This is a genomic window from Marinobacter halodurans (genome assembly GCF_004327985.1).
In the GTDB taxonomy this organism is placed as follows: domain Bacteria; phylum Pseudomonadota; class Gammaproteobacteria; order Pseudomonadales; family Oleiphilaceae; genus Marinobacter_A; species Marinobacter_A halodurans.
In genome coordinates this window covers 57,424-80,648 of record NZ_SJDL01000019.1, presented here as the reverse complement: position 1 = coordinate 80,648, position 23,225 = coordinate 57,424, and the positions used below count along the sequence as shown (strand labels likewise).

At 61.0% G+C, this 23,225-nt stretch carries 20 protein-coding genes; 11 read left to right on the top strand and 9 right to left on the bottom strand.

Annotated features, from left to right (window positions below; translation table 11 throughout):
- The first annotated feature begins 125 nt into the window (after positions 1-125).
- Positions 126-1,778 (top strand): nitrite/sulfite reductase, encoded by a 1,653-nt coding sequence (locus EZI54_RS12990; RefSeq protein WP_131482319.1) that lies wholly within the window; start codon positions 126-128, stop codon positions 1,776-1,778.
- A complete protein-coding gene (locus EZI54_RS12985) occupies positions 1,771-2,271 on the top strand; it encodes a DUF934 domain-containing protein (RefSeq protein ID WP_131482318.1) in 501 nt (166 codons plus the stop codon). The genes EZI54_RS12990 and EZI54_RS12985 overlap by 8 nt, the downstream gene beginning before the upstream one ends.
- Positions 2,272-2,646: 375 nt before the next feature.
- Here EZI54_RS12985 and EZI54_RS12980 read toward each other — a convergent pair whose 3' ends face one another.
- Both EZI54_RS12980 and sohB read right to left on the bottom strand, forming a co-directional pair.
- On the bottom strand, positions 2,647-3,636 hold the full coding sequence (locus EZI54_RS12980; RefSeq protein ID WP_131482317.1) for a YhdH/YhfP family quinone oxidoreductase: 990 nt from the start codon (positions 3,634-3,636) through the stop codon (positions 2,647-2,649).
- A gap of 47 nt (positions 3,637-3,683) precedes the next feature.
- A complete protein-coding gene (sohB, locus tag EZI54_RS12975; RefSeq protein ID WP_131482316.1) occupies positions 3,684-4,751 on the bottom strand; it encodes a protease SohB in 1,068 nt (355 codons plus the stop codon).
- A 250-nt stretch (positions 4,752-5,001) separates the two neighbouring features.
- Between sohB and EZI54_RS12970 the strand changes: the two genes are divergently transcribed.
- The gene (locus EZI54_RS12970; RefSeq protein ID WP_131482315.1) at positions 5,002-5,316 is read left to right on the top strand and encodes an SCP2 sterol-binding domain-containing protein; all 315 of its coding nucleotides are present in this window, start codon (positions 5,002-5,004) and stop codon (positions 5,314-5,316) included.
- Positions 5,317-5,385: 69 nt separating this feature from the next.
- On the opposite strand, the gene EZI54_RS12965 is transcribed toward EZI54_RS12970, so the two are convergent.
- The 5 genes from EZI54_RS12965 to EZI54_RS12945 all read right to left on the bottom strand — a co-directional run bounded on the left by EZI54_RS12965 (position 5,386) and on the right by EZI54_RS12945 (position 10,196).
- Positions 5,386-6,042 (bottom strand): multidrug transporter, encoded by a 657-nt coding sequence (locus tag EZI54_RS12965; RefSeq protein WP_131482314.1) that lies wholly within the window; start codon positions 6,040-6,042, stop codon positions 5,386-5,388.
- A gap of 88 nt (positions 6,043-6,130) precedes the next feature.
- On the bottom strand, positions 6,131-7,837 hold the full coding sequence (locus EZI54_RS12960) for a FimL-related protein (protein ID WP_131482313.1): 1,707 nt from the start codon (positions 7,835-7,837) through the stop codon (positions 6,131-6,133).
- A gap of 312 nt (positions 7,838-8,149) precedes the next feature.
- A complete protein-coding gene (gene dnaQ / locus EZI54_RS12955; protein WP_131482312.1) occupies positions 8,150-8,887 on the bottom strand; it encodes a DNA polymerase III subunit epsilon in 738 nt (245 codons plus the stop codon).
- Positions 8,888-8,938: 51 nt separating this feature from the next.
- The gene (gene rnhA, locus EZI54_RS12950) at positions 8,939-9,376 is read right to left on the bottom strand and encodes a ribonuclease HI (RefSeq protein ID WP_131482311.1); all 438 of its coding nucleotides are present in this window, start codon (positions 9,374-9,376) and stop codon (positions 8,939-8,941) included.
- A gap of 37 nt (positions 9,377-9,413) precedes the next feature.
- Complete coding sequence (locus EZI54_RS12945; protein WP_131482310.1) at positions 9,414-10,196, bottom strand: class I SAM-dependent methyltransferase; 783 nt, start codon at positions 10,194-10,196, stop codon at positions 9,414-9,416.
- Positions 10,197-10,317: 121 nt separating this feature from the next.
- Between EZI54_RS12945 and gloB the strand changes: the two genes are divergently transcribed.
- The 8 genes from gloB to EZI54_RS12905 all read left to right on the top strand — a co-directional run bounded on the left by gloB (position 10,318) and on the right by EZI54_RS12905 (position 20,693).
- Entirely contained in the window at positions 10,318-11,118 is an 801-nt protein-coding gene (gene gloB, locus EZI54_RS12940; protein WP_131482309.1) for a hydroxyacylglutathione hydrolase, read from the top strand.
- 171 nt (positions 11,119-11,289) lie between these two features.
- The gene (locus EZI54_RS12935; RefSeq protein ID WP_131482308.1) at positions 11,290-13,014 is read left to right on the top strand and encodes a LysM peptidoglycan-binding domain-containing protein; all 1,725 of its coding nucleotides are present in this window, start codon (positions 11,290-11,292) and stop codon (positions 13,012-13,014) included.
- A 51-nt stretch (positions 13,015-13,065) separates the two neighbouring features.
- Positions 13,066-14,856, top strand: coding sequence for an extracellular solute-binding protein (locus tag EZI54_RS12930; protein WP_131482307.1), 1,791 nt, complete (start codon positions 13,066-13,068; stop codon positions 14,854-14,856).
- 34 nt (positions 14,857-14,890) lie between these two features.
- A complete protein-coding gene (locus EZI54_RS12925; protein WP_131482306.1) occupies positions 14,891-15,982 on the top strand; it encodes a microcin C ABC transporter permease YejB in 1,092 nt (363 codons plus the stop codon).
- 10 nt (positions 15,983-15,992) lie between these two features.
- On the top strand, positions 15,993-17,012 hold the full coding sequence (locus EZI54_RS12920; RefSeq protein WP_207389211.1) for an ABC transporter permease: 1,020 nt from the start codon (positions 15,993-15,995) through the stop codon (positions 17,010-17,012).
- Position 17,013: 1 nt separating this feature from the next.
- Positions 17,014-18,630 carry an ABC transporter ATP-binding protein gene (locus EZI54_RS12915; RefSeq protein ID WP_131482304.1) on the top strand — a complete coding sequence of 539 codons (1,617 nt, stop codon included), beginning with the start codon at positions 17,014-17,016 and terminating at the stop codon, positions 18,628-18,630.
- Positions 18,631-18,724: 94 nt separating this feature from the next.
- Positions 18,725-19,510, top strand: coding sequence for an enoyl-ACP reductase FabI (locus tag EZI54_RS12910; RefSeq protein ID WP_131482303.1), 786 nt, complete (start codon positions 18,725-18,727; stop codon positions 19,508-19,510).
- Between the two features lie 133 nt (positions 19,511-19,643).
- Entirely contained in the window at positions 19,644-20,693 is a 1,050-nt protein-coding gene (locus EZI54_RS12905; protein WP_131482302.1) for an alpha/beta fold hydrolase, read from the top strand.
- On the opposite strand, the gene EZI54_RS12900 is transcribed toward EZI54_RS12905, so the two are convergent.
- The gene (locus tag EZI54_RS12900) at positions 20,690-21,085 is read right to left on the bottom strand and encodes a PilZ domain-containing protein (RefSeq protein ID WP_165495749.1); all 396 of its coding nucleotides are present in this window, start codon (positions 21,083-21,085) and stop codon (positions 20,690-20,692) included. The two genes, EZI54_RS12905 and EZI54_RS12900, sit on opposite strands and share 4 nt — an antisense overlap.
- A gap of 8 nt (positions 21,086-21,093) precedes the next feature.
- Positions 21,094-22,911 carry a DUF1631 family protein gene (locus tag EZI54_RS12895; protein ID WP_131482300.1) on the bottom strand — a complete coding sequence of 606 codons (1,818 nt, stop codon included), beginning with the start codon at positions 22,909-22,911 and terminating at the stop codon, positions 21,094-21,096.
- Between the last annotated feature and the right edge of the window lie 314 nt (positions 22,912-23,225).

The following is a 23,225-nucleotide window of genomic DNA, read 5'->3' as shown; positions in this document are numbered from 1 at the left end:
GCCTTATTTCCAATCCCTTTTAAGTGCGATCGGCTATTAGCATATTTTCAAATAATCATTTTGTGCATAAGGCAAAGCTGGTATCTTAGCCGCCACATTGAACAAGTGTATCCGGGAACCGTTTTATGTACGTTTATGACGAATATGATCGGCAGATCCTGAATGAGCGCGTAGCGCAGTTCCGGCATCAGACTGATCGCGCCCTGGCTGGCGAACTCGCCGAGGATGAATTCCTGCCGTTGCGACTGCAGAATGGCCTGTATATCCAACGAGTGGCTCCCATGCTGCGCATCGCTGTTCCCTACGGGATGTTGCGCTCGGCACAACTGCGTCGCCTGGCCCGTATCACCCGGGATTACGACAAGGGCTACGCACACTTCACCACCCGTCAGAATGTGCAGTTGAACTGGCCCGCCGTCGAGGACGTCCCCGACATCCTGGCTGAACTGGCCGAAGTGGAGATGCACGCCAACCAGACCAGCGGCAACTGCATCCGGAATACCACGACCGACCAGTTCGCCGGCGTGCAGGCAGACGAGGAAGTCGACCCGCGTCCATACTGCGAGCTGATTCGCCAGTGGTCGACCTACCATCCGGAATTTGCATTCCTGCCGCGCAAGTTCAAGGTTGCGGTGAATGCCTCCGAGGACCACGACCGCGCCGCAGTGCAGGTGCATGATATCGGGCTGGAAATCATCCGTAACGATGCCGGCGAGATTGGCTTCCGCGTCTACGTCGGTGGCGGCCTGGGCCGTACACCGGTGGTGGGACCGGTCATCCGGGAATTCCTGCCGGAGCTGGACCTCCTGACCTACCTGGAAGCCATCCTGCGGGTCTATAACCGCTACGGTCGCCGGGACAACAAGTTCAAGGCGCGGATCAAGATCCTGGTCAAGGCCATGACGCCGGAAGTCTTTGCCGAGAAGGTCGAGGAGGAGTGGTCCCACATCAAGGACACGCCAACTCGCCTGACTCCGGAAGCGATTGAGCGGGTCAAGGCGTTCTTCACCGAGCCGGACTACGCCGCCCTGGAAAACAACCCCGATACACTCGATGCCCAGCGCGCTGAGAGCAAGGCGTTCGACGCCTGGGTCAAGCGCAACGTCAACGAGCACAAAAAGCCGGGCTACAGCATTGTCACCCTGACCCTGAAGAAGACGGGTGTTCCGCCGGGTGACGTGACGGATCGTCAGCTCGAACAGATTGCCGACCTGGCCGAGCAGTACAGCTTTGGCGAGGTGCGAGTCACGCACCAGCAGAACGTCGTCCTGGCCGACGTACGCCAGGACCAGCTGTTCGAACTGTGGCAGGCGATCCGCCCGATGGGCTTCGCCACGGCCAACCTGGGCACACTGACCGACATTATCTGCTGCCCGGGCGGCGACTACTGCGCCCTGGCCAATGCCAAGTCGATTCCGGTCGCCGAAGCGATCCAGCGCCGTTTTGACGACATGGATTATGTCTACGATCTGGGCGACATTGACCTGAATATTTCCGGTTGCATGAACGCCTGTGGTCACCACCATGTGGGCAACATCGGTGTACTCGGCGTCGACAAGAAAGGCGAAGAGTTCTACCAGATCTCCCTGGGCGGTTCGTCGCAGCGTGATGCGTCACTGGGCAAGATTCTCGGCCCATCCTTCGCCCGCGAGGAAATGCCCGACGTGATTGAAAAAATCATCAATGTCTACGTCGACCAACGGACCGAGGAAGAGACTTTCCTGGACACCTACCGTCGCATCGGCATCGATCCATTCAAGGAGCGTGTATATGCCTGATTTGATTCGCCACAATGGCATCCACAAGGACGAATGGACGCTGGTACCGGCCCCGGAGAAGGGGGAGGAACTGACCCTGCCGGACGGCCCCGCCCTGCTGCCGGCCGCGGTCTGGAAAGAAAACCGCGACCAATATGCGGGCCGCAACGATATCGGCATCTGGTTCGACAGCCATGAAGAGCCGGAACACTATTCCGATCTGATTGGCGACCTGCCGGTCATCGCCGTGAACTTCCCCAAGTTCACGGATGGCCGCGGCTACAGCATCGCCCGCCTGCTCCGCGAGCGTTATGGCTATACCGGCGAATTGCGCGCGGTCGGCGATGTGCTGCTCGACCAGCTGTTCTACATGAAGCGTTGCGGCTTCAACGCTTACGCGCTGCGGGAAGACAAGGACATCACCCAGGCCGAGCATTGCCTGAACTTCTTCAGCAACACCTATCAGGCCGCCGCCGACATCAAGGAACCGCTGTTCCGTCGTCGCGCATCCTGATTCTGCCGGGATTGAGTCCTGCAAAGACGGCTTTCGGGCCGTCTTTTTTTGTTCCTGGTGCGCGACCTCACCGGTAGGTTGGGCTGACGCAGGAAGCCCAACAACAAGCGGGCACCGGGCGTTCCCGTTATCGCGGGCATGCCTGGAGCATGGGTTCTCAAAAACCGCCTTGGCGACCATTGGATGGGATGAGATTGGCCGCAAACCCGGTTTGTTGGGCTTCCTGCGTCAGCCCAACCAACCGGCAGCCCTGCAGGCAGCTCCGAAGCTAAAGCGTCGGCTGCATTCGCCCCATCACTCGAGCTTGTAGCAGAAGCTTTAGCTTCTGAGGCACCGCAAGGTGCCCCACGCCCGCCTCATTCAGCCAACGGCAGCCTACTTGCCGTGCACCAACACCAGACTACCCGCGGACTGCCCCTTCAAAAACGCCTGCAGCGCATCATCCAGCTCATCCATACCGATATCCCGTGCACTGGCCTCCGTGACCGGGCAGGCCCATTCGCCGGCCAGCCTGGACCACACCGATTCCTTCTCGGCCAGCGGAATTTCCACCGAGTCCACACCCAACAGGTTGATGCCGCGCAGGATGAACGGCAACACAGTGGTCTCCAGTTGAGGCCCGGCGACCAGACCGCAGCAGGATACCGATCCGCCCGGCATGACCTGCTTCAAAAGCTCCGCCAGCGGGCTGCCACCCACGGTATCCACGGCGTTGGCAAAACGGGGCTTGAGCAGCGGTTTCTTTTCCGGATCGAGCGCATCGCGACCCAGCAGCTCGACGGCCCCCAGCTTGGTCAGTGCGTCCGCCTGATCCGCCTTACCGCTGATTGCGGTGACCTTGAATCCCAGCCCTGAGAGGATTTCCAAGGCCACACTGCCCACGGCTCCACTGGCACCGGAGACCGCCACCGGCCCCTGCTCCGGGGAAGCCCCCATCTTCAACAGTTTGGCAACGCTGAGTCCGGCCGTCAGGCCCGCGGTGCCGTAGACCATTGCCCGCCGTGCATTCCATCCCTGCGGCATGGCAACAACCCAACGGGCCGGGACGCGGATGTACTCACCAAAGCCGCCGGCCGTATTCATGCCCAGGTCGTAGCCCGTGACGATAACCTGCTGGCCAACGGCGGGAGTGCCCGTCGCGCTCTCCACCACCTCACCTGCCGCATCGATGCCCGGGGTATGCGGGAAGCTGCGGGTGACACCTTTGTTGCCGGTCGCAGACAGCGCATCCTTGTAATTCAACGAGGAATGCGTGACGCGGATCAGGACGTCACCTTCCGGAAGATCGTCGGTATCCAGGGTCTCAACGCCCCCGACATACTGTCCGTCTTTTTCATGAACTCGCCAGGCTTGATAGCTACTCATCAGAAATCCTTCCCCTGTTGTTCGATTCGGGATGACGAAACGCCGGATTATTGCAGGTTACGGTGACGCAGCATCCCCATCAGCTTCCAGAAACTGTGTTCGATCGCGCCGCTGGCTGCAAGCCCGAGTCTTTCCGGCAGGGTCCGCTTGCGGCGGAACGTTACGGATACGACCTCAGCCCGGTCACAGGCATCGATCAGGTATTCGTCCGAGGTCTTCAGTTCGTCAATCAGGTGAACATCAAGGGCGCGCTGGCCAAACCAGATGTCGCCATTGGCCACGGCTTCAATATCCACCGCGGGACGGCGTTCGCCGACGTATTCCTTGAACAGCACATGCGTGTCTTCCAGGTCTTCCAGGAACTTCTTGCGTCCCTTGTCGGTATTCTCGCCAAACATGGTCAGGGTGCGCTTGTACTCCCCGGCCGTGAGTACCTCGAAATCCACATCATTCTTCTTGAGCAGCCGGTGGAAATTGGGCAGTTGCGCGACAACACCAATCGAGCCAAGAATGGCAAATGGCGAGGCAACGATACGGTCAGCCACACAGGCCATCATGTAGCCACCGCTGGCAGCCACCTTGTCGACGCAAGCGGTCAGGTGAATCCCCTTGGCCCGGACACGATCCAGTTGCGCCGCCGCCAGACCGTACGCATGAACCAGGCCACCAGGGCTTTCCAGACGGATCACGACCTCATCCTGCCCGGGTTCGGCAACGCTGAGAACAGCCGTGATGGATTTGCGCAGCTGTTCGTTGTCGCTGGCCTTGATGTCCCCATTGAAGTCCAGCACGAAAACCCGCGGCTTGGTGGCCTCTTCTTTGCTTTCCCCTTCCTTGGCGGCTTTTTTCAGGGCCTTGGCTTCGGCCTTCTTCTGTTTCTTGCGGGCTTTCATCCAGGCCTTGCGCTCGGAGTCACCCAGCAAGCGCTGGTGCAGGCTATCCTTGAGTCGCTTGTAGCCTTCGTTCAGGCGTTTGACGTGAAGCTCACCGTCGGCTTCGTCGCTGTCCTGCTTGCGGTGCGCTGCCGAAACCACAGCCGTCACAACGACCAGTACAGCCACCACGAAGGTGACGGCTTTCGCGAGAAATAGCCCGTAATCCGTCAGAAATTCCAAGTCTGCTCTCCATTTACCCGATGCGGTTCTCGAAGCGGGCCCGTCAACTGTATTCGAACCCGCAAACCCGCTGATTGTAACCGAGGGGGTATGCGCCAAACGAGACCTGTTGGCTCCATTTTTCAAACAAGCGTTCGATCGAGCTTGACAGGATTTGACGCGGTCCCTAAAGTCGGACAGGTTTCGTCGGTATCCTGCCGGGGCAGCGCCGACACCACGCTTTTAGACGCTCACTCAAAAGGGAAATACAATGTCTGTAGCTCAGGTTTTCGAAAAACTGGAACAGAACTTCAATGCAGATGCCGCTGCTGGCATGGATCTGGTTTTCCAGTTCAACATCGAAGATGACAAGAACTACCACCTGGTCATCAATGACGGCACCTGCCAACTGAAGGAAGGCGACCACGAGGATCCTTCCGTGACGCTGATCATGAACTCCGAAACCCTGCAAGGCATCGTTTCCGGCGAAACTGACGGCATGCAGGCCTTCATGGCCGGTCAGCTGCGCGCTGAAGGCGACATGATGCTGGCCACCAAGCTGGGCGAACTGTTCAGCATGGGCTGAGCATCCGCTTTCCGGATCGCGGCTCCGGCCCCGATCCGGCTCTCCCTTCCCTCGATCCCGAACCCGGGATCATCCCGCCTTCGGGAACCACTCTTCCATCGCATCACGGGCCTGTTGATTGGCGGGCAGCGCCACCAGACCGGTGCTCGATAGCCGGACATCAAAAATAGCCCCATCCCGGAGCGGCATAAAGGTCGCGTTGCCATAAACGGCTTCCACGAACGGCAGCCCGAATTCCTGATCGAGTGTCCAGGCATCAAACCAGGAATCCTGGCCCAGCGGGTAGACCGTGCGCTCGCCGGTACGTTCCTGCTCCAGGCTGACATAACGCCCGCTCAGCCGTTCCAGCCGATAGGCCGGCGGCACGCCGATCCAGGCGAGAGGTCCCGCCAGACGGATGATTCGCGCATCCACCTGCCACTGGTCGCCCCGCAACGTCACCTCCACGGGCGGCTGCTCATTGCGCTCCAGACGGACACGCCAGGTCTGGGGGCCGGTCTTTGTCACCCCGATCGTGGCGATGGTCTGCATGCTGTCCAGGGACTGGTAATGACGGAGATCGAGTGCCAGGAGCCCGATGTAGGCACCGGCAAGAATCAGCAGGATGGCGAACGTCCCCTTCAGCCAGCTCAGGAACCAGCGGGGACGCACAAAGAAGGCGAGGCCAAAAAGGGCCAGAAGGCCGCCCACGACGGCCAGTGTCAGCAGGGCAATATCCTGGGGCATAGAGGGCACTCTTGTGGTCGAGGGCCGCGATGACCTGATCCGCTCCCCGGCGGTCAGCCAACTGCCGCTGATGCCTTACCGAGGGTCGTTACAAACCGACATCCGTCAACGAGGATTCTGCGAGTTTGAGCAGATCCGGGTTGCGCTCATCGCGGGTTCCGATACTTTCGATATAGTATTCCAGAGAAGTCAGGGCATCGGCCAGTGCTTCCAGGACCGTGGCCGGTGGCGCCTCGCGGGCATCGAGCAGGCGGGTCTGGATCGAGTCGGCAATGCGGGCGAGCACGCCGGCACCGTCCCGGTCTTCCAGCATCATGAAACCGCCCCAGATACTGCGCAGCGTCGCCGGCACGTTGGCCAGGTGCAGCTTGTCGTAATCAGACTCGATGAATGCGGTGATAGCCCGCTTGGCGAGGGTCAGCGCCGCCCTCGCCTCGTCGGCGACAACGATGTAGGCCTCACGCAGGTAGGTGGATTCCTGACGGCTGGCCGGCACAACGGCAAGCGTGTCGGTTTCCTGGGTGATACCCCGCTGTACCATCTGCAGGGCGGCGTCCTCGATACTCAGGACCGCATTGGCCAGATTGTAGAGCTCGTCGTCCTCCGGCAGGCGGTTCTCGGCATGCCAGCGACGCAGTTGGGCCGCCTCTTTACGGGACAGGTCGGCGAGCTTGGTGAGGTCCAATACAGACAGCGTGGCTGCCAACTGGTCCAGCGAACTGGCGATCGAGGCCAGCTCGTTCAGGTCCGGCTCGATGCCCCGTTCAATGATATCCACCTTGTCCTTGAGCTGATTGAGCTCCTCCTGCAACGCGTTGGACAGGGACTTCAGGACATCGGTGCCCGGACCATAGAGCCGCTTGCGGTGAGACTCCAGGATGTTTTCCGGGAACTCGGTCGGCGTTATGCCGTAGGCCTGCAGGATCTGGGACACTTCCGGGTTGGCGCTGCCGCTGCGATACAGGATGTAAACCAGTTCCTTGAACAACGAGTCCGGAGCGTCCTTGGCAATCGCGACCTTGCCGATGTAGACGATCTCACGGGTGTACTTCTCAATCCGCATGAACAGCCGCTTGCGGGACTTGCCGAACCCCATATCCCGGTCCTGCATGGTATCGGCGACGACTGCCAGCAGGCACCACAACTGGCCCATCGGTGCACCTTTGCACAGGCGCGCAAAGCCTTTCGCCGCCCGCGCAATCAGCTTGCGATTGATCCGCTCATTGCGCTCCCGCAGCGCACCCAGCAGGCCGATCTGGTACATCAGTCGCATTCGGCGGGCATGGATATCGAATTCGGACTCGTCGCCGCCCAGAGGATTGAGCGCCAGGCTGGCGCAGAAGTCCGGCCGTTTACGGGCATCGACTTCAAAGAAACAGGATTCAGGGAACGGTTTCTCACCACGGGCGACGCGCAGGTCATTGGTGATGGGTAGCAGCAGCTCAGGGTGGTCGGCACGTTGCTGCTGGTAGTACTCGACATAGCGTCGCAGGATAAACAGGGCACTGCTGAGCGCTGCCAGCAGATTGTTCTTGTCGTCGTTGGCACCGACGGGAACGTCGTTGGCCACCGCCACGGCTTCCTGGCACAACAGTGTGCCGCCCCGCAGTTCCACGAGAACGAAAATACCACGTAACTGGTTCAGGAAATCGACACAGTTCTGGAGATCCTCGCCACTCTCGCGGTTCTCCTGAAAGCGTTCGAGGCTGCTCTCAGCCTGTTTGATGGTCTGTTCGATTTCGTTCTTGACCAGATCAAACGACTGAGATTTCGTCGCGAGTGACGATTGAACCATAAATTGACGCTTCCCATATGCAAATGCGGAGAGTACCGCTTCCCCTGCCGAGCAATCAGGTGACGACTCTGACCGGCGAACCGGCACCACCCGTGGCAATCATTGTGCGGCGGTATCAGACACAGGCAGGCCAGTCGTCCGGAAGTACTGACCCGCGCCTTCATCCTGTTGCGCTCGTACACCCATTGTTGGAGCTTCCTCTAAAGCGAGCGCACGCGGAAAAATAGCCGAATTAGCATTTACTTATAACACAAAACTCAAGTACCTCAAGAAAGGCCTTGTGTACTTATTTTTCTGGTTTTTGCAGGCTCGTTATTCCCCGGCGGACGGGCCGCTCCCGGTTTCGGACGCCAGTCGGGTCCACAGGGCCTCGCCACCGGCCTTGGCGACCACCTCAATCAGGGCCTCATGGGCCCCGGCCTCTTCATCCGTCGCCCGGATGACCCGGGTCCTGCGGCGCTCTGCCGAAAGGCGGCGGATGCCGCCAACCGACTGATCACTGTCGCCGCCATTGGCGTCGAGGGACAGTGCCGTCTGCCCACCGGTCAGCAGCAGGAACACATCGGCCAGGATCTCGGCGTCCAGCAAGGCGCCATGCAGTTCCCGATTGCTGTTGTCCACACCGTAACGCTTGCACAACGCGTCGAGGTTGTTCTTCTGGCCGGGATGCTTCTTCCGGGCAATCGCCAGGGAGTCAACCACGCCGCAATGGTCCTCGACCTTCCAGCCGGTGCCCAGCTGACGGAATTCATGGTTGATGAAGCCGACGTCGAACGCGGCGTTGTGGATGACCAGTTCCGCGCCCTTGATGAATTCAAAGAATTCAGTGGCGATGTCGCGGAACAGCGGCTTGTCAGCGAGAAACTCGTTGGTGATGCCGTGAACGGCCATGGCCTCGGCTTCCACTTCCCGCTGGGGATTGATGTAAACGTGATAGTGCCGCCCGGTGAGTTGGCGCTCCATCAGTTCAACACAGCCGATCTCGATGATGCGATGGCCCTGCTCGGGATCAATACCCGTGGTTTCCGTATCCAGTACGATCTGGCGCATGGATGACTCCAATGGTTGAAACGTCAATAATCTTTCGATGAATCAGACTGATCAGGCCAGCTCTTCAACGCCTTTATTGGCCAGTCGATCGGCACGCTCGTTCCCGGGAACTCCGGCGTGGCCCTTGACCCAGTGCCACCTGATGTCGTGGGATTCCACCAGTTCGTCCAGCGCACGCCAGAGGTCGGCGTTCTTCACCGGCTTACGGGCGGCCGTCTTCCAACCGTTCTTCTTCCAGTTGGCCATCCACTCAGTGATGCCTTTACGCACATACTGGGAATCCGTATAGAGGTCGACCTGGCATTGGCGTTTAAGCGCCTTCAGGCCCTGGATGGCGGCCATCAGTTCCATGCGGTTGTTGGTGGTTTCCTTTTCCCCGCCGTGGAGCTCCCGCTCCGCGCCCCCGTAACTCAGTACTGCCCCCCAACCGCCAGGGCCCGGGTTTCCTTTACAGGCTCCGTCGGTATAGAGCACTACTCGTTTTGTCATGACAGCCAGACTACCTTTCCTGATTCAAAGACGGGGATTATCGATGATGTTCCTGTCGACGGGAAACGCCGGATGATCCCATCGCGCCCGCCAGCGGAATGACCACGGGTTTGGGCTTGCGCCAGCGAATCCGTTTTGCCGTACGCGCGGGCACCCGCTTTTCGGCGCGGATACAGTAATAGGCGCCGGCGGGAAGATGCAACCGCTCTCCCAGCTTTTCGATCAGCATCAGCCTCTGCAGGGCCCTTACGCGACTGATGGGCGGCCGGTAAAAGTGCGAGGAAACCTCCTCCACCTTGAACTGCAACAGGCTAAGCCAGTCTTCCATCCGGCTCGACGAGACAAAGCGGCCACTCCAGGGCGGTTGCTGGTGCCGGGAAACCAGCTTGCGCAGCCCCCACAGGCTGAATGGGTTGAAACCGATCACCACCAGGCAACCACTGCTGCGCAAAACCCTTGCCGCTTCACGGACCACCTGGTGAGGCTGATCCGAAAAGTCGTGGGTGTGGTGCAGGATCACCAGATCCATGGAGTCGTTGGGGAACGGCAGTTCATCGGCATCGCACACGACCGTGCCATCGGGCAGATGAGCCGACCAATAGGGCGTCGTCATCATCCGGTGGCTGAAATCGGACGACGTGGCCAGCGGCAATCGATGACTGATGCTGACCAGTAACTGATGGGCGCCTGTCAGCGACTCAACCACCTGACCGACCTGAACCTGCTGATCCGCCAGCAGCGCACGGCCGAGCGGGCTCTGGAACCAGCCCTCGAAGGCATCCCGCTGTGACGTATAGTCCCGTTCGCTCGTTCCGACCATCGTGTGTCCAGCCCGGCGTGAGTGCCGACTCCTTCCTCAACCCGCGATTGTGGATTTGGGCCATCTGCCGCAATCCCTTATCATAGCAGTCTACATCCACCGACCGCAGCCGAAGATTGCCATGTTTTCCATCGTTCCGATTCCGGCCTTCAGTGACAACTACATCTGGTGCATCATCGATGACGCCAGTCATACCGCCGCGGTCGTTGATCCCGGTCAGGCGGAGCCTGTGATCCAGTTCCTGACATCACGAAACCTCAAGCTGGACACGATCCTGGTCACGCATCACCACCCTGACCATGTGGGTGGCGTCAAGGAGCTGGATGCGGCCTTCCAGCCGGACATCTACGGCCCCGCCGATTCACCGTTCAAGGGCAGCAGGATGCCTGTCTCCGAGGGCGATACCGTTCAGTGGCACGGCCTGACGTTCCAGGTGCTGACCGTACCGGGACACACCCTGGACCACATTGCCTACCATACCGCCCAGACCGACATCGACAATGCCCCGGCCCTGTTCTGCGGCGATACCCTGTTTGCCTGCGGCTGTGGCCGCCTGTTCGAGGGCCAGCCCGCCCAGATGCGCCATTCGCTGGCAAAACTGCGCGCCCTGCCCGCCAATACCCGGGTCTACTGCGCCCACGAGTACACCCTGGCCAACCTGCGCTTCAGCCGCGACCTGCTGCCCGACGACAGCGCCCTGGAGGGCTTCGAGATCGCCTGCAGGCAGAAACGGGAAAACCAGGAACCCACCCTGCCCACCACCCTGGAAGAGGAACTGGCGCTGAACCCCTTCCTGCGGTGGGATGATCCGGCCGTCGCCAGGGCGGTCGATCAACGCCGGATCGAAGTGGACCCGGCACTTGTCGGGGAGGATCGGGTCTTTGCGCAGGTGCGCAAGGCGAAAGATACGTTCAGGGGGTAGCGTTCCGACAAAAGTCGTTACACGATCTGACGTTAACGTAATAAGCGCTTTCTTGACCCCCTGAAAGGGGTTTTCATAGAATCCAGCGAAGCTTTCCGCCGCTTGACGGGCGCGTCACTCTTTTTTGTGGGACGTTTTTTTGAGCCCGTCAGCCCCTATTTCGGACCATTTATGAACACAGCAAGAATAACCACCGCCCTGCTTTTCGCCACCCTCCTCAGTGGCTGTCAGACCTTCACCGGCAAGGGCGATAGCGATTCCCTCAGCGAAAGCGATCTGCTGGAATCCGAACACGTCTCGGTGCCCGCCGGGGACGATGAATTGCAGGCATCCGTCGAGGGCCACGCCTCCCAGGACGACACCACCGACCTGGATGATTCCATCGAGCCCTCCCTGAAATCCCAGGCGGCCCGCGCCCGCGAGAGGCTGGAGCAACCGACTGAAAACAATGTGGCCGGCGATGACGTCACCCACGACCTGTGGAGCCATCTGCGCCAGCGGTTCGGCATGGACCTGACGCTGGACAACGAGCGCATTGAGCAGCAGCTGCGCTGGTACGCCAGCCATCCGCGCTACATCGACCGGGTTGCCAAACGCGCACGCCGCTATCTCTACTACATCCTCAAGCAGACCGAAGACCGGGGACTGCCTGGCGAATACGCCCTGTTGCCGGTCGTCGAAAGCGCCTACGATCCGTTTGCCTATTCCCACGGCCGTGCCGCCGGTCTGTGGCAGTTCATCCCGTCCACCGGCCGGGTCTATGGCCTGAACCAGAGCTGGTGGCACGACCAGCGCCGGGATGTGATCGATGCCACCGCCGGGGCCCTGGAATACCTGGACGCCCTCGCCGATCGCTTCGACGGCGACTACATGCTGGCCCTGGCGTCCTACAACAGCGGCGCCGGCACCGTCATGCGCGCCATCCGCCACAACAAGGCCCGGGGCCTGCCCACCGACTACTGGGCCCTGAACCTGCCCCGGGAAACCCGGGCCTATGTGCCCAAGCTGATCGCCATCGCCAAGATCATCGACGATCCGCAAGCCTATGGCGTGACCCTGCCGCCGATTCCCGACGAGCCCTACTTCAAGGTGGTGGATACCGGCTCCCAGATTGACCTGGCCCAGGCGGCCAACCTCGCCGGTGTCGACATCGAGGAAATCTACCTGTTGAACCCGGCCTACAATCGCTGGGCGACCTCCCCCGAAGGACCGCATCGCCTGCTGGTGCCAGCCGACAACGCCGAGCAGTTCCGCGAAGGACTCGCCGGCCTGGATCCATCCGACCGGGTATCCTGGAAAAACTATAAGGTCCGCAGCGGCGACAGCCTGATCAAGATCGCCCATAACTTCGGCACGACACCGGATGTCATCAAGCAGGTGAACCACCTGCGCTCGAACCTGATTCGCGTCGATCAGCGCCTGCTGATCCCCACCTCGACCAAGGGCAATGCCAGCTACGCCCTGAGCGCCAGCGAACGCCTCAAGGACAGACAGGCCTCGATCAACCGCAACGCCAAAGGAACTCGGGTCGAGCATACCGTTCAAAGGGGGGACACTTTCTGGGATATCGCGCGAGACAACAACGTCAGCGTTCGCCAGTTGGCCCGCTGGAATGGCATGGCGCCGGGCGATCCGCTGATTCCGGGAAAGCGCCTGGTGATCTGGTCCAAGGATCCGGATGTACAGCAGCTGGCCATGGCCGGTCGCCGCAGTCCTTCCGAGATGGTTCGCAAGGTGGGCTATCGCGTGCGTAAAGGCGACTCCCTGGCGCGCATCGCCGGCCGCTTCAACGTAAACGTGAGGGACATCGCAAGCTGGAACAGCCTCAACGTCAACAATTATCTCCAGCCCGGACAAAGTCTGGTACTCTACGTCGATATTCGCCGAAGTCCCTGACCGCTAACACATTGATGTGACGGTCAGTCCGAACGAAAAAGAGCGGAATCCATGATCAGATTTTCTCAGACCGTCATTACCCTGTTCCTACTGTTGACCGGCACGGCCCTGCACGCCGCGGAAGCCGTGCACGGACTCGCCATGCACGGCGCCCCGAAATACAGCCCCGACTTCAAGCATTTCGATTACGTCAACCCGGACGCTCCCAAAGGCGGCACGCTACGGCTAAGCATCGTCGCCAACGGCTATGACTCCCTCAACCCGTTCGTGCTCAAGGGTGTGTCGGCTGCCGGGCTCCAGACCTACGCCTACGACAGCCTGTTGACCGAGTCCGCCGACGAGCCCTTCACCATGTACGGCCTGATCGCCGAATCGCTGGAGACGCCGGAAGACCGGTCCTACGTCACGTTCCATATCCGTCCCGAGGCCCGCTTTTCCGATGGCCAGCCCATTACCGCCGAGGATGTGGCGTACACCTTCCACCTGCTGATCGACAAGGGACACCCGTTCTTCCGTAACTACTATGGTGAGGTCAAGGACGTGAAGGTGCTGGACAGACTCACCGTGCGCTTTGACTTCGGCGACACCCGGAACCGCGAACTGCCCCTGATCCTCGGCCAGATGCCGATCCTGCCCAAGCATTACTGGGAGAAACATGATTTCCAGGAATCCGGCCTGACCATCCCGGTGACCAGTGGTCCCTACACCATCGAAAAGTTCGAAGCCGGCCGCTCGATCACCTACAAGCGGAATCCGGACTACTGGGCACAGGATCTTCCCGTAAACGTCGGGCGCAACAATTTCGACGAGATCCGTTACGACTACTACAGTGACGACACCGTTGCCCTGGAGGCCTTCAAGGCCGGCAACTACGACTTCCGCCTGGAGTCGTCCGCCAAGAACTGGGCCACCGGCTATACCGGCGATGCGCTGTCTTCCGGCCGGATCGTCAAGGAAGCCATCCCCCACGGCCGCCCGGTGGGCATGCAGGCCTTCGCCATGAACAGCCGGCGCTTCCCCTTCGACAACCCCAAGGTCCGCGAAGCCCTGGCCTATGGTTTTGACTTCAACTGGGCCAACCAGAACCTGTTCTACGGCCAGTACACCCGCACCCAGAGCTACTTTGAAAACAGCGAGCTGGCCTCCTCCGGCCTGCCCCAGGGGGAGGAGCTCAAGCTGCTGGAGCCGTATCGCGACCAGTTGCCTCCCGAGGTGTTCAACAAGGAATACCATCCACCCTCGACCACCGGCGGCACTACGCTGCGCGACAACCTGCGTACGGCCATGAAGCTGCTGCGGGAGGCCGGCTTCGAGGTCAGGAACGGGAAGATGGTGGAGAAGTCATCGGGCCGACCGCTGAAATTCGAGATCATGCTGGCCCAGAAAACATTCGAGCGGGTCGTGCTGCCATTCAAGAACAACCTCGCCAAGCTGGGTATCGATGTCGAGGTGCGCCAGGTGGACACCAGCCAATACATCCGGCGGCTGCGCAGCTTCGATTTCGACATGGTGGTCAGCTCTTTCCCCCAATCCGACTCCCCGGGCAACGAACAGCGCGACTACTGGTATTCCGCGAATGCAAACGAGCCCGGTTCCCGCAATATCCTGGGCGTCGACAGTCCGGTGGTCGACGACCTGGTGGCCAAGGTGATCCAAGCGCCGGACCGACAAGCCCTGGTGGACAGCACCCGCGCGCTCGACCGCGTCCTGCTGTGGGGGCACTATGTGATTCCGCAGTGGTACCTGGCGGTGGACCGGGTTGCCTACCGGAACAAGCTGGCGCGGCCATCCAACACGCCGAAGAACGGCATCGATCTGAGCCGCTGGTGGGTCAAACCCTGATTCCTTCCCGTCTGCAAGAGGATACTGCTGACTGATGGGTGTTTACATCCTGAGGCGTCTGTTGCTGATCGTCCCCACGCTGGTCGGCATCATGCTGTTGAATTTCGTAATCGTCCAGGCCGCTCCCGGCGGCCCCATCGAACAGTTCATCGCCCAGATGCAGGGCATGGACAGCGGCGCTCTCTCCCGTGCCGGCGGCGGTGGCGGCTCGGAGGTCGGCAGCGGACAGGTCAGCGGCGATCAGCAGAGCCGCGGCGCCAAGGGTATTCCGCCCGAGCTCATCGCCGAGATGGAAAAGCAGTACGGCTTCGACAAGCCGCCGGTGGAACGCTTCTTCAAGATGCTCAAGGACTACGCCACCTTCAATTTCGGCGACAGTTTTTTTCGTGACAGTAGCGTCATCGGCCTGATTATCGACAAGCTCCCCGTCTCCATCTCGATCGGCCTCTGGTCGACGCTGGTGATCTATCTGATCTCGATCCCCCTGGGGATCCGCAAGGCGGTGATGGACGGTTCCCGATTCGATGTCTGGACCAGTTCAGCCATCATCGTCGGCTACGCGATTCCCGGCTTTCTGTTCGCGATCCTGCTCATCGTCCTGTTTGCCGGCGGTAGCTACCTCGACTGGTTCCCGCTCAGGGGTCTGACATCCACCCATTTCGACAGCCTCACCTGGTACCAGAAGATCGGCGATTACTTCTGGCACCTGGTGCTGCCGGTCACCGCCAACGTGATTGGCGGCTTCGCCACCCTGACGCTGCTGACCAAGAACTCCTTCCTCGACGAGATAGGCAAGCAGTACGTGGTGACCGCCCGCGCCAAGGGCCTGGAGGATCGCCGTATCCTCTATGGCCACGTGTTCCGCAATGCCATGCTGATCGTGATTGCCAGCCTGCCCGGGCTCCTGATCACGCTGTTCTTCACCGGCTCGCTGCTGATTGAGGTGATTTTCTCCCTGGACGGGCTCGGACTGCTGGGCTTCGAGGCCGCGTTGAACCGCGACTATCCGGTGATCTTCGGGACCCTCTACATCTTTACGCTGATGGGGCTCGTGTTGAAGCTGGTCAGCGACCTGACCTACGTGCTGGTTGATCCCCGCATCGACTTCGAGAGTCGGGAGGGCTGACATGAAAGGCATCCAGCTCTCCCCCATACAGCAACGCCGGCTGCGCAATTTCCGCAACAATCGCCGGGGTTACTGGTCGCTCTGGATCTTCCTGGTCCTCTTCACCGTCACCCTGTTTGCGGAACTGGTGGCCAACGACAAGCCACTGGTGATCAGCTACAAGGATTCCATCTACTTTCCGGTGGTCCAGACCCTCAGCGAAGAGACTTTTGGTGGTTTCCTGCCCACCGAGGCGGATTACCGGGACCCCTATATCGCCGATGAGATCAACGCCAACGGCTGGATGATCTGGCCGCCGATTCCATTCAGTTACAACACCATCAACTACAACCTGGATGTCCCTTCGCCGGCACCGCCATCAGCGGTGAACTGGCTCGGCACCGACGATCAGGGCCGCGACGTGCTCGCCCGATTGATCTACGGCTTCCGCATCTCGGTTCTGTTCGCCCTGACACTGACCTTCTTCAGCTGCATCGTGGGGGTGATCGCCGGCGCGCTGCAGGGATTCTACGGCGGCAAGGTGGATCTGCTGGGCCAGCGCTTCGTGGAAATCTGGTCGGGACTGCCGGTGCTCTACCTGCTGATCATCCTGTCCAGTATCGTTCAGCCGAATTTCTGGTGGCTGTTGGGGATCATGCTGCTGTTCAGCTGGATGGGGCTGGTGGATGTCGTCCGCGCCGAGTTCCTGCGGGCCCGCAACTTCGAGTACGTCCGCGCCGCGCGGGCGCTGGGCCTGGACAACCGCACCATCATGTTCCGCCACATGCTGCCCAACGCCATGGTGGCCACCATCACCTTTGTGCCATTCATCCTCACCGGCGCCATCACCGGTCTGACTTCCCTCGACTTCCTGGGATTCGGTCTGCCACCGGGCTCGCCGTCACTGGGCGAGTTGATCGCCCAGGCGAAATCCAACCTGCAGGCCCCCTGGCTGGGGCTGTCCGCGTTTGTCACGCTCTCCATCATGCTGACCCTGCTCGTGTTTATCGGGGAAGCCGTGCGTGACGCGTTCGATCCGAGGAAGAACTGATATGGCCGCGTTCCTGGATATCCGCGACCTATCCATTGCCTTTGATGGCAAAACGGTTGTCGACCGGCTGTCCTTCACCGTGTCCGCCGGCAAGACGCTGGCCCTGGTGGGGGAAAGCGGCTCCGGCAAGTCGATCTCGGCCCTCTCGGTACTGCGCCTGCTGGACGAGCGCCATGCCAGCTACCCCACCGGAGAGATTCTCCTCGAGGGCGACGAGGACCTGCTGAAGGCCCGGCCACAACGCATGCGCCAGATCCGCGGACGTCGCATCAGCATGATTTTCCAGGAACCGATGACGTCGCTCAACCCGCTGCACACGGTGGAAAAGCAGATTGGCGAGACCCTGGCCATCCACCAGGGAATGCGCCCGAACCAGGCCCGCAAGCGCACCCTGGAGTTGCTGGACCTGGTGGGCATCCCGGATCCGGAGCATCGCCTGGACTATTACCCCCACCAGCTCTCCGGTGGCCAGAAACAGCGCGTCATGATCGCGATGGCCCTGGCCAACGAGCCGGAACTGCTGATCGCCGACGAGCCGACCACCGCGCTGGATGTCACAGTGCAGCGCCAGGTCCTGGAACTGTTGCGCTCACTCCAGGCGAAGCTGGGCATGGCCGTCCTGCTGATCACCCATGACCTGTCCATCGTGCGCCGCTACGCCGACGACGTCGTCGTGATGGAGAAAGGTCGGCGGGTCGAATCGGGGCCAACCGAAACCGTCTTCCAGTCGCCAACCCAGGCTTACACCCGGATGCTCCTGGCGTCGGATCCCGGCAATCTCACCGAGCGGCCGGAGAACAATGCGGAAGCGATCCTGGAGCTGAACGGGGTCAATGTCCGCTTCCCGCTGACCCGGAGTTTTTTCGGGCGCCCGAAGTCCTGGCTGCACGCGGTCCGTGACATCAGCCTGACGGTCAGGCAAGGCGAAACGCTGGGTATCGTCGGGGAGAGCGGCAGCGGCAAGACCACGCTGGGCATGGCACTGATCAAGCTGGTGCAGAGCTCCGGCGGCATCCGCTTCCGGGGCCAATCGATCGAAGGCCTGAACCAGAAAGAATTCAAACCATTACGCAAGAATATTCAAGTTGTTTTTCAGGATCCATACGGCAGTTTGAGCCCGCGGATGTCGATCGCGGAGATCGTCGGCGAAGGCCTGATGGTCCACATGCCCGACCAGAAGGAGCAGCACGAAGCGATGATCATCCAGGCCCTGAAGGACGTCGGCCTGGATCCGGACGCCCGCAACCGTTACCCCCATGAATTCTCGGGCGGCCAACGTCAGCGGATCGCCATCGCCCGGGCCCTGGTGCTGCACCCGTCCGTTATCCTGCTGGACGAGCCCACTTCGGCGCTGGACCGCTCGGTCCAGAAGCAGGTGATCGAGTTGCTGCGCTCACTGCAGCAGCGCTATGGTCTGAGCTATCTTTTCATTAGCCATGACCTGGCCGTCGTGCGCGCCCTGAGTCATCAGGTCCTGGTCATGAAGGACGGCAAGGCCGTCGAATATGGTGCTGCCAAACAGGTGCTCAGGGCGCCGCAGGCGGAATACACCCGTAACCTGCTGGAGGCCGCCTTCTTCTACCAGGATGCGGATACCGGCGAGGTACGGGCAGATTGACCAAGGTGTGGCGTCGCACTTAGACGAATAGCGAGTTAAATGACGCGCACCAATCGGTGACAATGCGTGGTATTAACGAATCAGGAGATCTTTCATGGGAATTCTTAAAGGAAAGCGTGCCCTCATCGTCGGGGTGGCGAGCAAGCATTCCATCGCACACGGCATCGCGGAAGCCTTTCACCAGCAAGGCGCCGAACTGGCCTTTACCTACCAGAACGAGAAGCTGCGTTCACGGGTCGAGGGCTTTGCCAAGGAATGGGGCAGCGAGCTGACTTTCCCCTGTGATGTGGCCGACGACGCCGAGATCGAAGCGGTCTTCGAAGCCCTGGGCAAACACTGGGACCACGTCGATATCATCGTTCATGCCGTTGGGTTTGCACCGGCACACGAGCTGAACGGCAACTACGTGGACGTCACCACCCGTGAAGGCTTCAGGATCGCCCACGACATCAGCTCCTACAGCTTCGTGGCGCTGGCCAAGGCCGCCCGCGGCATGCTCAAGGAAAACAGCGCCCTGCTGACGCTGTCCTATCTGGGTGCCGAGCGTGTGCTGCCCAACTACAACGTGATGGGTCTGGCCAAGGCCTCGCTGGAAGCCAACGTACGCTACATGGCCGCCGGCCTGGGTCCGGACGGCATCCGTGTGAACGGCATTTCCGCCGGGCCTATCAAGACGCTGGCGGCTTCCGGCATCAAGAGCTTCCGCCGCATGCTGTCCGAGAACGCCAACCGCGCGCCGCTCAAACGCAATGTCACCACTGAGGAAGTGGGCAACACCGCCGCTTTCCTCAGCTCCGACATGGCCAGCGGCATTACCGGCGAAATCCTCTATGTGGATGCCGGCTTCAACATCACCGGCATGGGCGCCCTGGAAGACTAAGCGCCTTCATCGCTGTCCTGGCGCCCTCTTCCTCAGTGGGCGCCAGCTTCTCTCTCCCCGTTTGTCGAACTCCATCACTGTTCCCCCCTGTAAAGTTAAGTAACCTCGGGGCGTGCTGAATGGAGTGATTGACATGCGTTTGACCGTCCGTTTCCTCGTCCTGATCCTGCTGCTGTTGAGCGGCCTGTCCGGCTGTTCCAGCATCGGCTCGGCGATGAAGGCAAGCCCGTCGCTGGCCAATGCCACCGGCTTTGCCGATATTCCGATGCCATACCTGGAAGAGCGGTATGTGAATGGCCAGTCCCGCTTCATGGACGTCAACGGCTACCATATCCACTATCGCGACCAGGGCAAGGGCGACACCATCATCCTGCTGCACGGTATCTTTTCCGCGCTGCAGACCTGGGACGGCTGGGTCGATGAACTCAGCCGCACGCATCGGGTCATCACGCTCGACATGCCGGGGTATGGCATGACCGGCGCGCCCGAGAATCCGGACGACTTCGACGAAGCCAACATCGTGAACACCTTCGCCAAGTTTGTTGAACGCCTGGACCTTGATACGTTCACGCTGGCCGGCAATTCCCTAGGCGGTTTCGTAGCCGCCAGCTACGCGGCACAGTACGCCAACCGGGTGGATCGGCTGGTCCTGCTGGATCCGTTTGGCTACCCGCAGGACACGCCATGGATATTGAGTCTGGGTACGTCGTTCCCGATACAGTTCCTGGGGCAGTATGTCCAGCCCCCGGTCATCATCACCATGACGCTGCGATGGGCCTATGGTGATCCCCGCCGGATGAAGGAAAAGGATGTGCGCCGCTACGTGCAGATGTCCCAGCGACCTGGCGCCCGGCCGATTTACATGAAGACATTGGAGATGGTCGAAGAGCGCGCCGAGAACAACGCGCCCCTGCCGTTCTATCGGATCACGGCGCCGACGCTGCTGATGTGGGGTGAGGACGACGACTGGGTGCCTGTCGACCTGGCCCAGCGCTGGCTGGATGACCTGCCCAATGTGCGGCTGGTCACCTACCCCGGGGTCGGCCACATTCCCATGGAAGAGGTGCCGGAGGACACGCTGAAGGATCTGGAGCGATTCCTGTCGCAGGGCCTTGATCCGTTCCCCGGAACACTGGCGGAAGCCCGGCACTCAATGGACGACGAGGCGCATTCGGGCGGCTAATCGTCGTCCAGCGCCCGGATCATTGTCTCCAGCCACTCCAGGACCGCCGTGTCGTCCGACTCCAGCACCTGCAGCCCTACCTGCCAGGCGCCTTCGTCGTCCGGACGGCACCAGACCACCTCCACCATCAACGGATACAGGGTTTCCTGACCGGCCTGGACCAATTCGACGGTGGCCGGAAGGATGGCACCATCCGGCAACGCCTCGGTCGCAACGACGCGGATCCCACTGGCCGACAGATCCGATGTGTAGCAACGTAGAAAGCGGGGTTTGTCGCTCGCGTTCGGCTCCGCCGACTCCAGTTCGAAGCTGACCATGACCCGGCCGGTCAACCGGAATTCCCTGCGCTGTTCGTTATCGGTTTCGGGCTGACTCCCGAATTCGTAGTCCATGCTGCCCATCAGCGTCCCACCCTGATTCGACCCACAACCCGCGACAGCGTGTCCTCGAATTCCGCTTCACTGCTCATGACCCGCGCCTGACCGCCGGCAATGGCCTCAACCAGTGCGTCCGCCACGATCTCCGTACGATTGAGCCCGAGGCGATCCACGAAGATCAGCTTGCCCGTGGCATTCAGGCGCACGGCCAGTTTAAGCTTACGGGCCTCCTGAGAGGGGGCGTCGGCCTCCGGCGCCAGGGCAATCCAGTTACCGAGTTTGAGACCATCCACCTGGCGGCGCGCCTGCTCCAGACGTTCACTCTGCAACCGGGCCTGCTCTGCCTCCACCCGGGCCCGCTCTGCGGCCTCTTGGCGTGCGCTGGTTTCGGCTGCCTCGGCCAGTCGACGCGCCTCCTCCTCCTGGAGTTTCTGCTCCGCCATCGCCCGCTCCTCACGAACCCTGGCTGCCTGCGCTTCGGCCTTGGCCCTGGCCTCGCGTCGTTTTTCCACCTGCCAGCGCAGCACCTGTTCCAGTTTGGCGACGGTATCGGAAACCACATTGCCAAAGTGATTGATGGGCGGCAGACTCCGGAGCCGCCCGCGGGCAATACCGTCCCGGAAATCGTGCCAGCTCATCAACCCCAGCTTGACCCCCTCGCCATTGGTCCAGAGGACCTCCTGCGAATCGTTCAGGTAGGCGAAAAAGAACTGGCGCTGCTGGACTTCATCTTCGCCTTCGACGAACCAGATGCCCTCATACTGCCGAACCTCCGCCGGGTCGACCGGCGCGGGATTCAGCCAGCGCGGCTCGAAAGTGACATTACCCACCGGCGCGAGGTCCACCGGCGTCCCCCGCAGGCGAGCGACCATGACTTCCTCGATACCCTGCAGGGCCTCATGCGGCAGCTTCTCCCGGTGAACACGGGACCAGACTTCGTTGATCTTGTCGCTCAACTGCTCGCCAACGTGATAGAGCTTGTCCCGCTCCCTGTCGGAAAGTTTGGGATCGGATACCCAGATCATCCATTCCAGCAACCTGGATGCATGGCGACCGTTATCACTGGCCAGTCCTTCCGACCAGATCACCTGCCGCAACAACGGCAGCCAGTATCGCTCGATAAAGCTGGTGATTGCCGGGGGTAACTCACGCTGCCCCAGGGCCCGGCCGACGACAGCACGGGCGATCTGTTCCGCCGCCCGCTGCCGCGCCGCGCCTGTCTCCGTTTCCAGCAGACGCTGACGCAGCCGATCGATGCGCCCCGCCTTCTGGGCCTGTTCCTTCTCCCAGTCCCGTGTGAAGGTCGAGAATGGCGCCAGGTCGCGTTCTGCCAGACACCGGTTACCGACGTCGACAAGGTTATCGAGCCAACCCGAGACCTGTCGCGCCGCCCGCCCGCCGGAGTCACTCCAGCCGCGCAGGGCATGCAGGCTATCCAGCCAGGCGTGAACCGGACTGTCCGGCCCGATGGCAGCAGCCCCCAGTTCGCCGATCTGCCAGGCGAGAATAAAACGCAGCCGCGCACAACGACGCACCAGGGTGGCGTGCAATCCGGAGGTGTGCAGGAAGACATCCATGATCCGGTCGGCCAGGTAGGCCGCATTCACCTGACGCACAGGCCAGTTCCCGGAAACGGCGGTCAGCACATCGATGACGCGCTTGTCCTGCTGCTCTCTCCAGCAGTCGGCCAGCAACGGCGCCCAATCCGGAATGGCATCATCCTGCGGGCGCGTCACCGGATACGGTAACTCGGGGACACGAATGCCCTTCAGTATGGCCTGGATCAAATCCGGATGCGGCGGTTGCGCATTGCCGGTCTGACGGGCTGGGGGTTGGACCATGAAAATCGGGTTTCCTGTCTTTCGGTTGTCGCCGGTCGGGGGGAACAGTCGATGCAGACCGACGGCACAGCAAAGCGTGCAGCTGACTATTGCAGCACGCAAGGCCATGGGAGTCCAGCATCCCCGGCCAACGACCTGGCAAAGAGCAACAACGGGACCATTCTAACCCTACGTCAATAGCCGGTATCGCCCCATGTAAGAATAGGCCAAAAACCGGGACGGGAAACCGTGGCCGAGTGCTTTGGCTGCCGTCATCACAAACACGGCCTGACCAATTGCATTGGCCAGTTTAATATCGCAGTATATTTGCCCCT

What these genes read in the sequence shown, in the direction of transcription:
- EZI54_RS12990 (WP_131482319.1), top strand. Translation starts at nt 126, where the DNA reads ATGTACGTTTATGACGAATATGATCGGCAGATCCTGAATGAGCGCGTA.
- EZI54_RS12985 (WP_131482318.1), top strand. Translation starts at nt 1,771, where the DNA reads ATGCCTGATTTGATTCGCCACAATGGCATCCACAAGGACGAATGGACG.
- EZI54_RS12980 (WP_131482317.1), bottom strand. Translation starts at nt 3,636, where the DNA reads ATGAGTAGCTATCAAGCCTGGCGAGTTCATGAAAAAGACGGACAGTAT.
- EZI54_RS12970 (WP_131482315.1), top strand. Translation starts at nt 5,002, where the DNA reads ATGTCTGTAGCTCAGGTTTTCGAAAAACTGGAACAGAACTTCAATGCA.
- EZI54_RS12965 (WP_131482314.1), bottom strand. Translation starts at nt 6,042, where the DNA reads ATGCCCCAGGATATTGCCCTGCTGACACTGGCCGTCGTGGGCGGCCTT.
- EZI54_RS12960 (WP_131482313.1), bottom strand. Translation starts at nt 7,837, where the DNA reads ATGGTTCAATCGTCACTCGCGACGAAATCTCAGTCGTTTGATCTGGTC.
- dnaQ (WP_131482312.1), bottom strand. Translation starts at nt 8,887, where the DNA reads ATGCGCCAGATCGTACTGGATACGGAAACCACGGGTATTGATCCCGAG.
- rnhA (WP_131482311.1), bottom strand. Translation starts at nt 9,376, where the DNA reads ATGACAAAACGAGTAGTGCTCTATACCGACGGAGCCTGTAAAGGAAAC.
- EZI54_RS12945 (WP_131482310.1), bottom strand. Translation starts at nt 10,196, where the DNA reads ATGGTCGGAACGAGCGAACGGGACTATACGTCACAGCGGGATGCCTTC.
- gloB (WP_131482309.1), top strand. Translation starts at nt 10,318, where the DNA reads ATGTTTTCCATCGTTCCGATTCCGGCCTTCAGTGACAACTACATCTGG.
- EZI54_RS12935 (WP_131482308.1), top strand. Translation starts at nt 11,290, where the DNA reads ATGAACACAGCAAGAATAACCACCGCCCTGCTTTTCGCCACCCTCCTC.
- EZI54_RS12930 (WP_131482307.1), top strand. Translation starts at nt 13,066, where the DNA reads ATGATCAGATTTTCTCAGACCGTCATTACCCTGTTCCTACTGTTGACC.
- EZI54_RS12925 (WP_131482306.1), top strand. Translation starts at nt 14,891, where the DNA reads ATGGGTGTTTACATCCTGAGGCGTCTGTTGCTGATCGTCCCCACGCTG.
- EZI54_RS12915 (WP_131482304.1), top strand. Translation starts at nt 17,014, where the DNA reads ATGGCCGCGTTCCTGGATATCCGCGACCTATCCATTGCCTTTGATGGC.
- EZI54_RS12910 (WP_131482303.1), top strand. Translation starts at nt 18,725, where the DNA reads ATGGGAATTCTTAAAGGAAAGCGTGCCCTCATCGTCGGGGTGGCGAGC.
- EZI54_RS12905 (WP_131482302.1), top strand. Translation starts at nt 19,644, where the DNA reads ATGCGTTTGACCGTCCGTTTCCTCGTCCTGATCCTGCTGCTGTTGAGC.
- EZI54_RS12900 (WP_165495749.1), bottom strand. Translation starts at nt 21,085, where the DNA reads ATGGACTACGAATTCGGGAGTCAGCCCGAAACCGATAACGAACAGCGC.
- EZI54_RS12895 (WP_131482300.1), bottom strand. Translation starts at nt 22,911, where the DNA reads ATGGTCCAACCCCCAGCCCGTCAGACCGGCAATGCGCAACCGCCGCAT.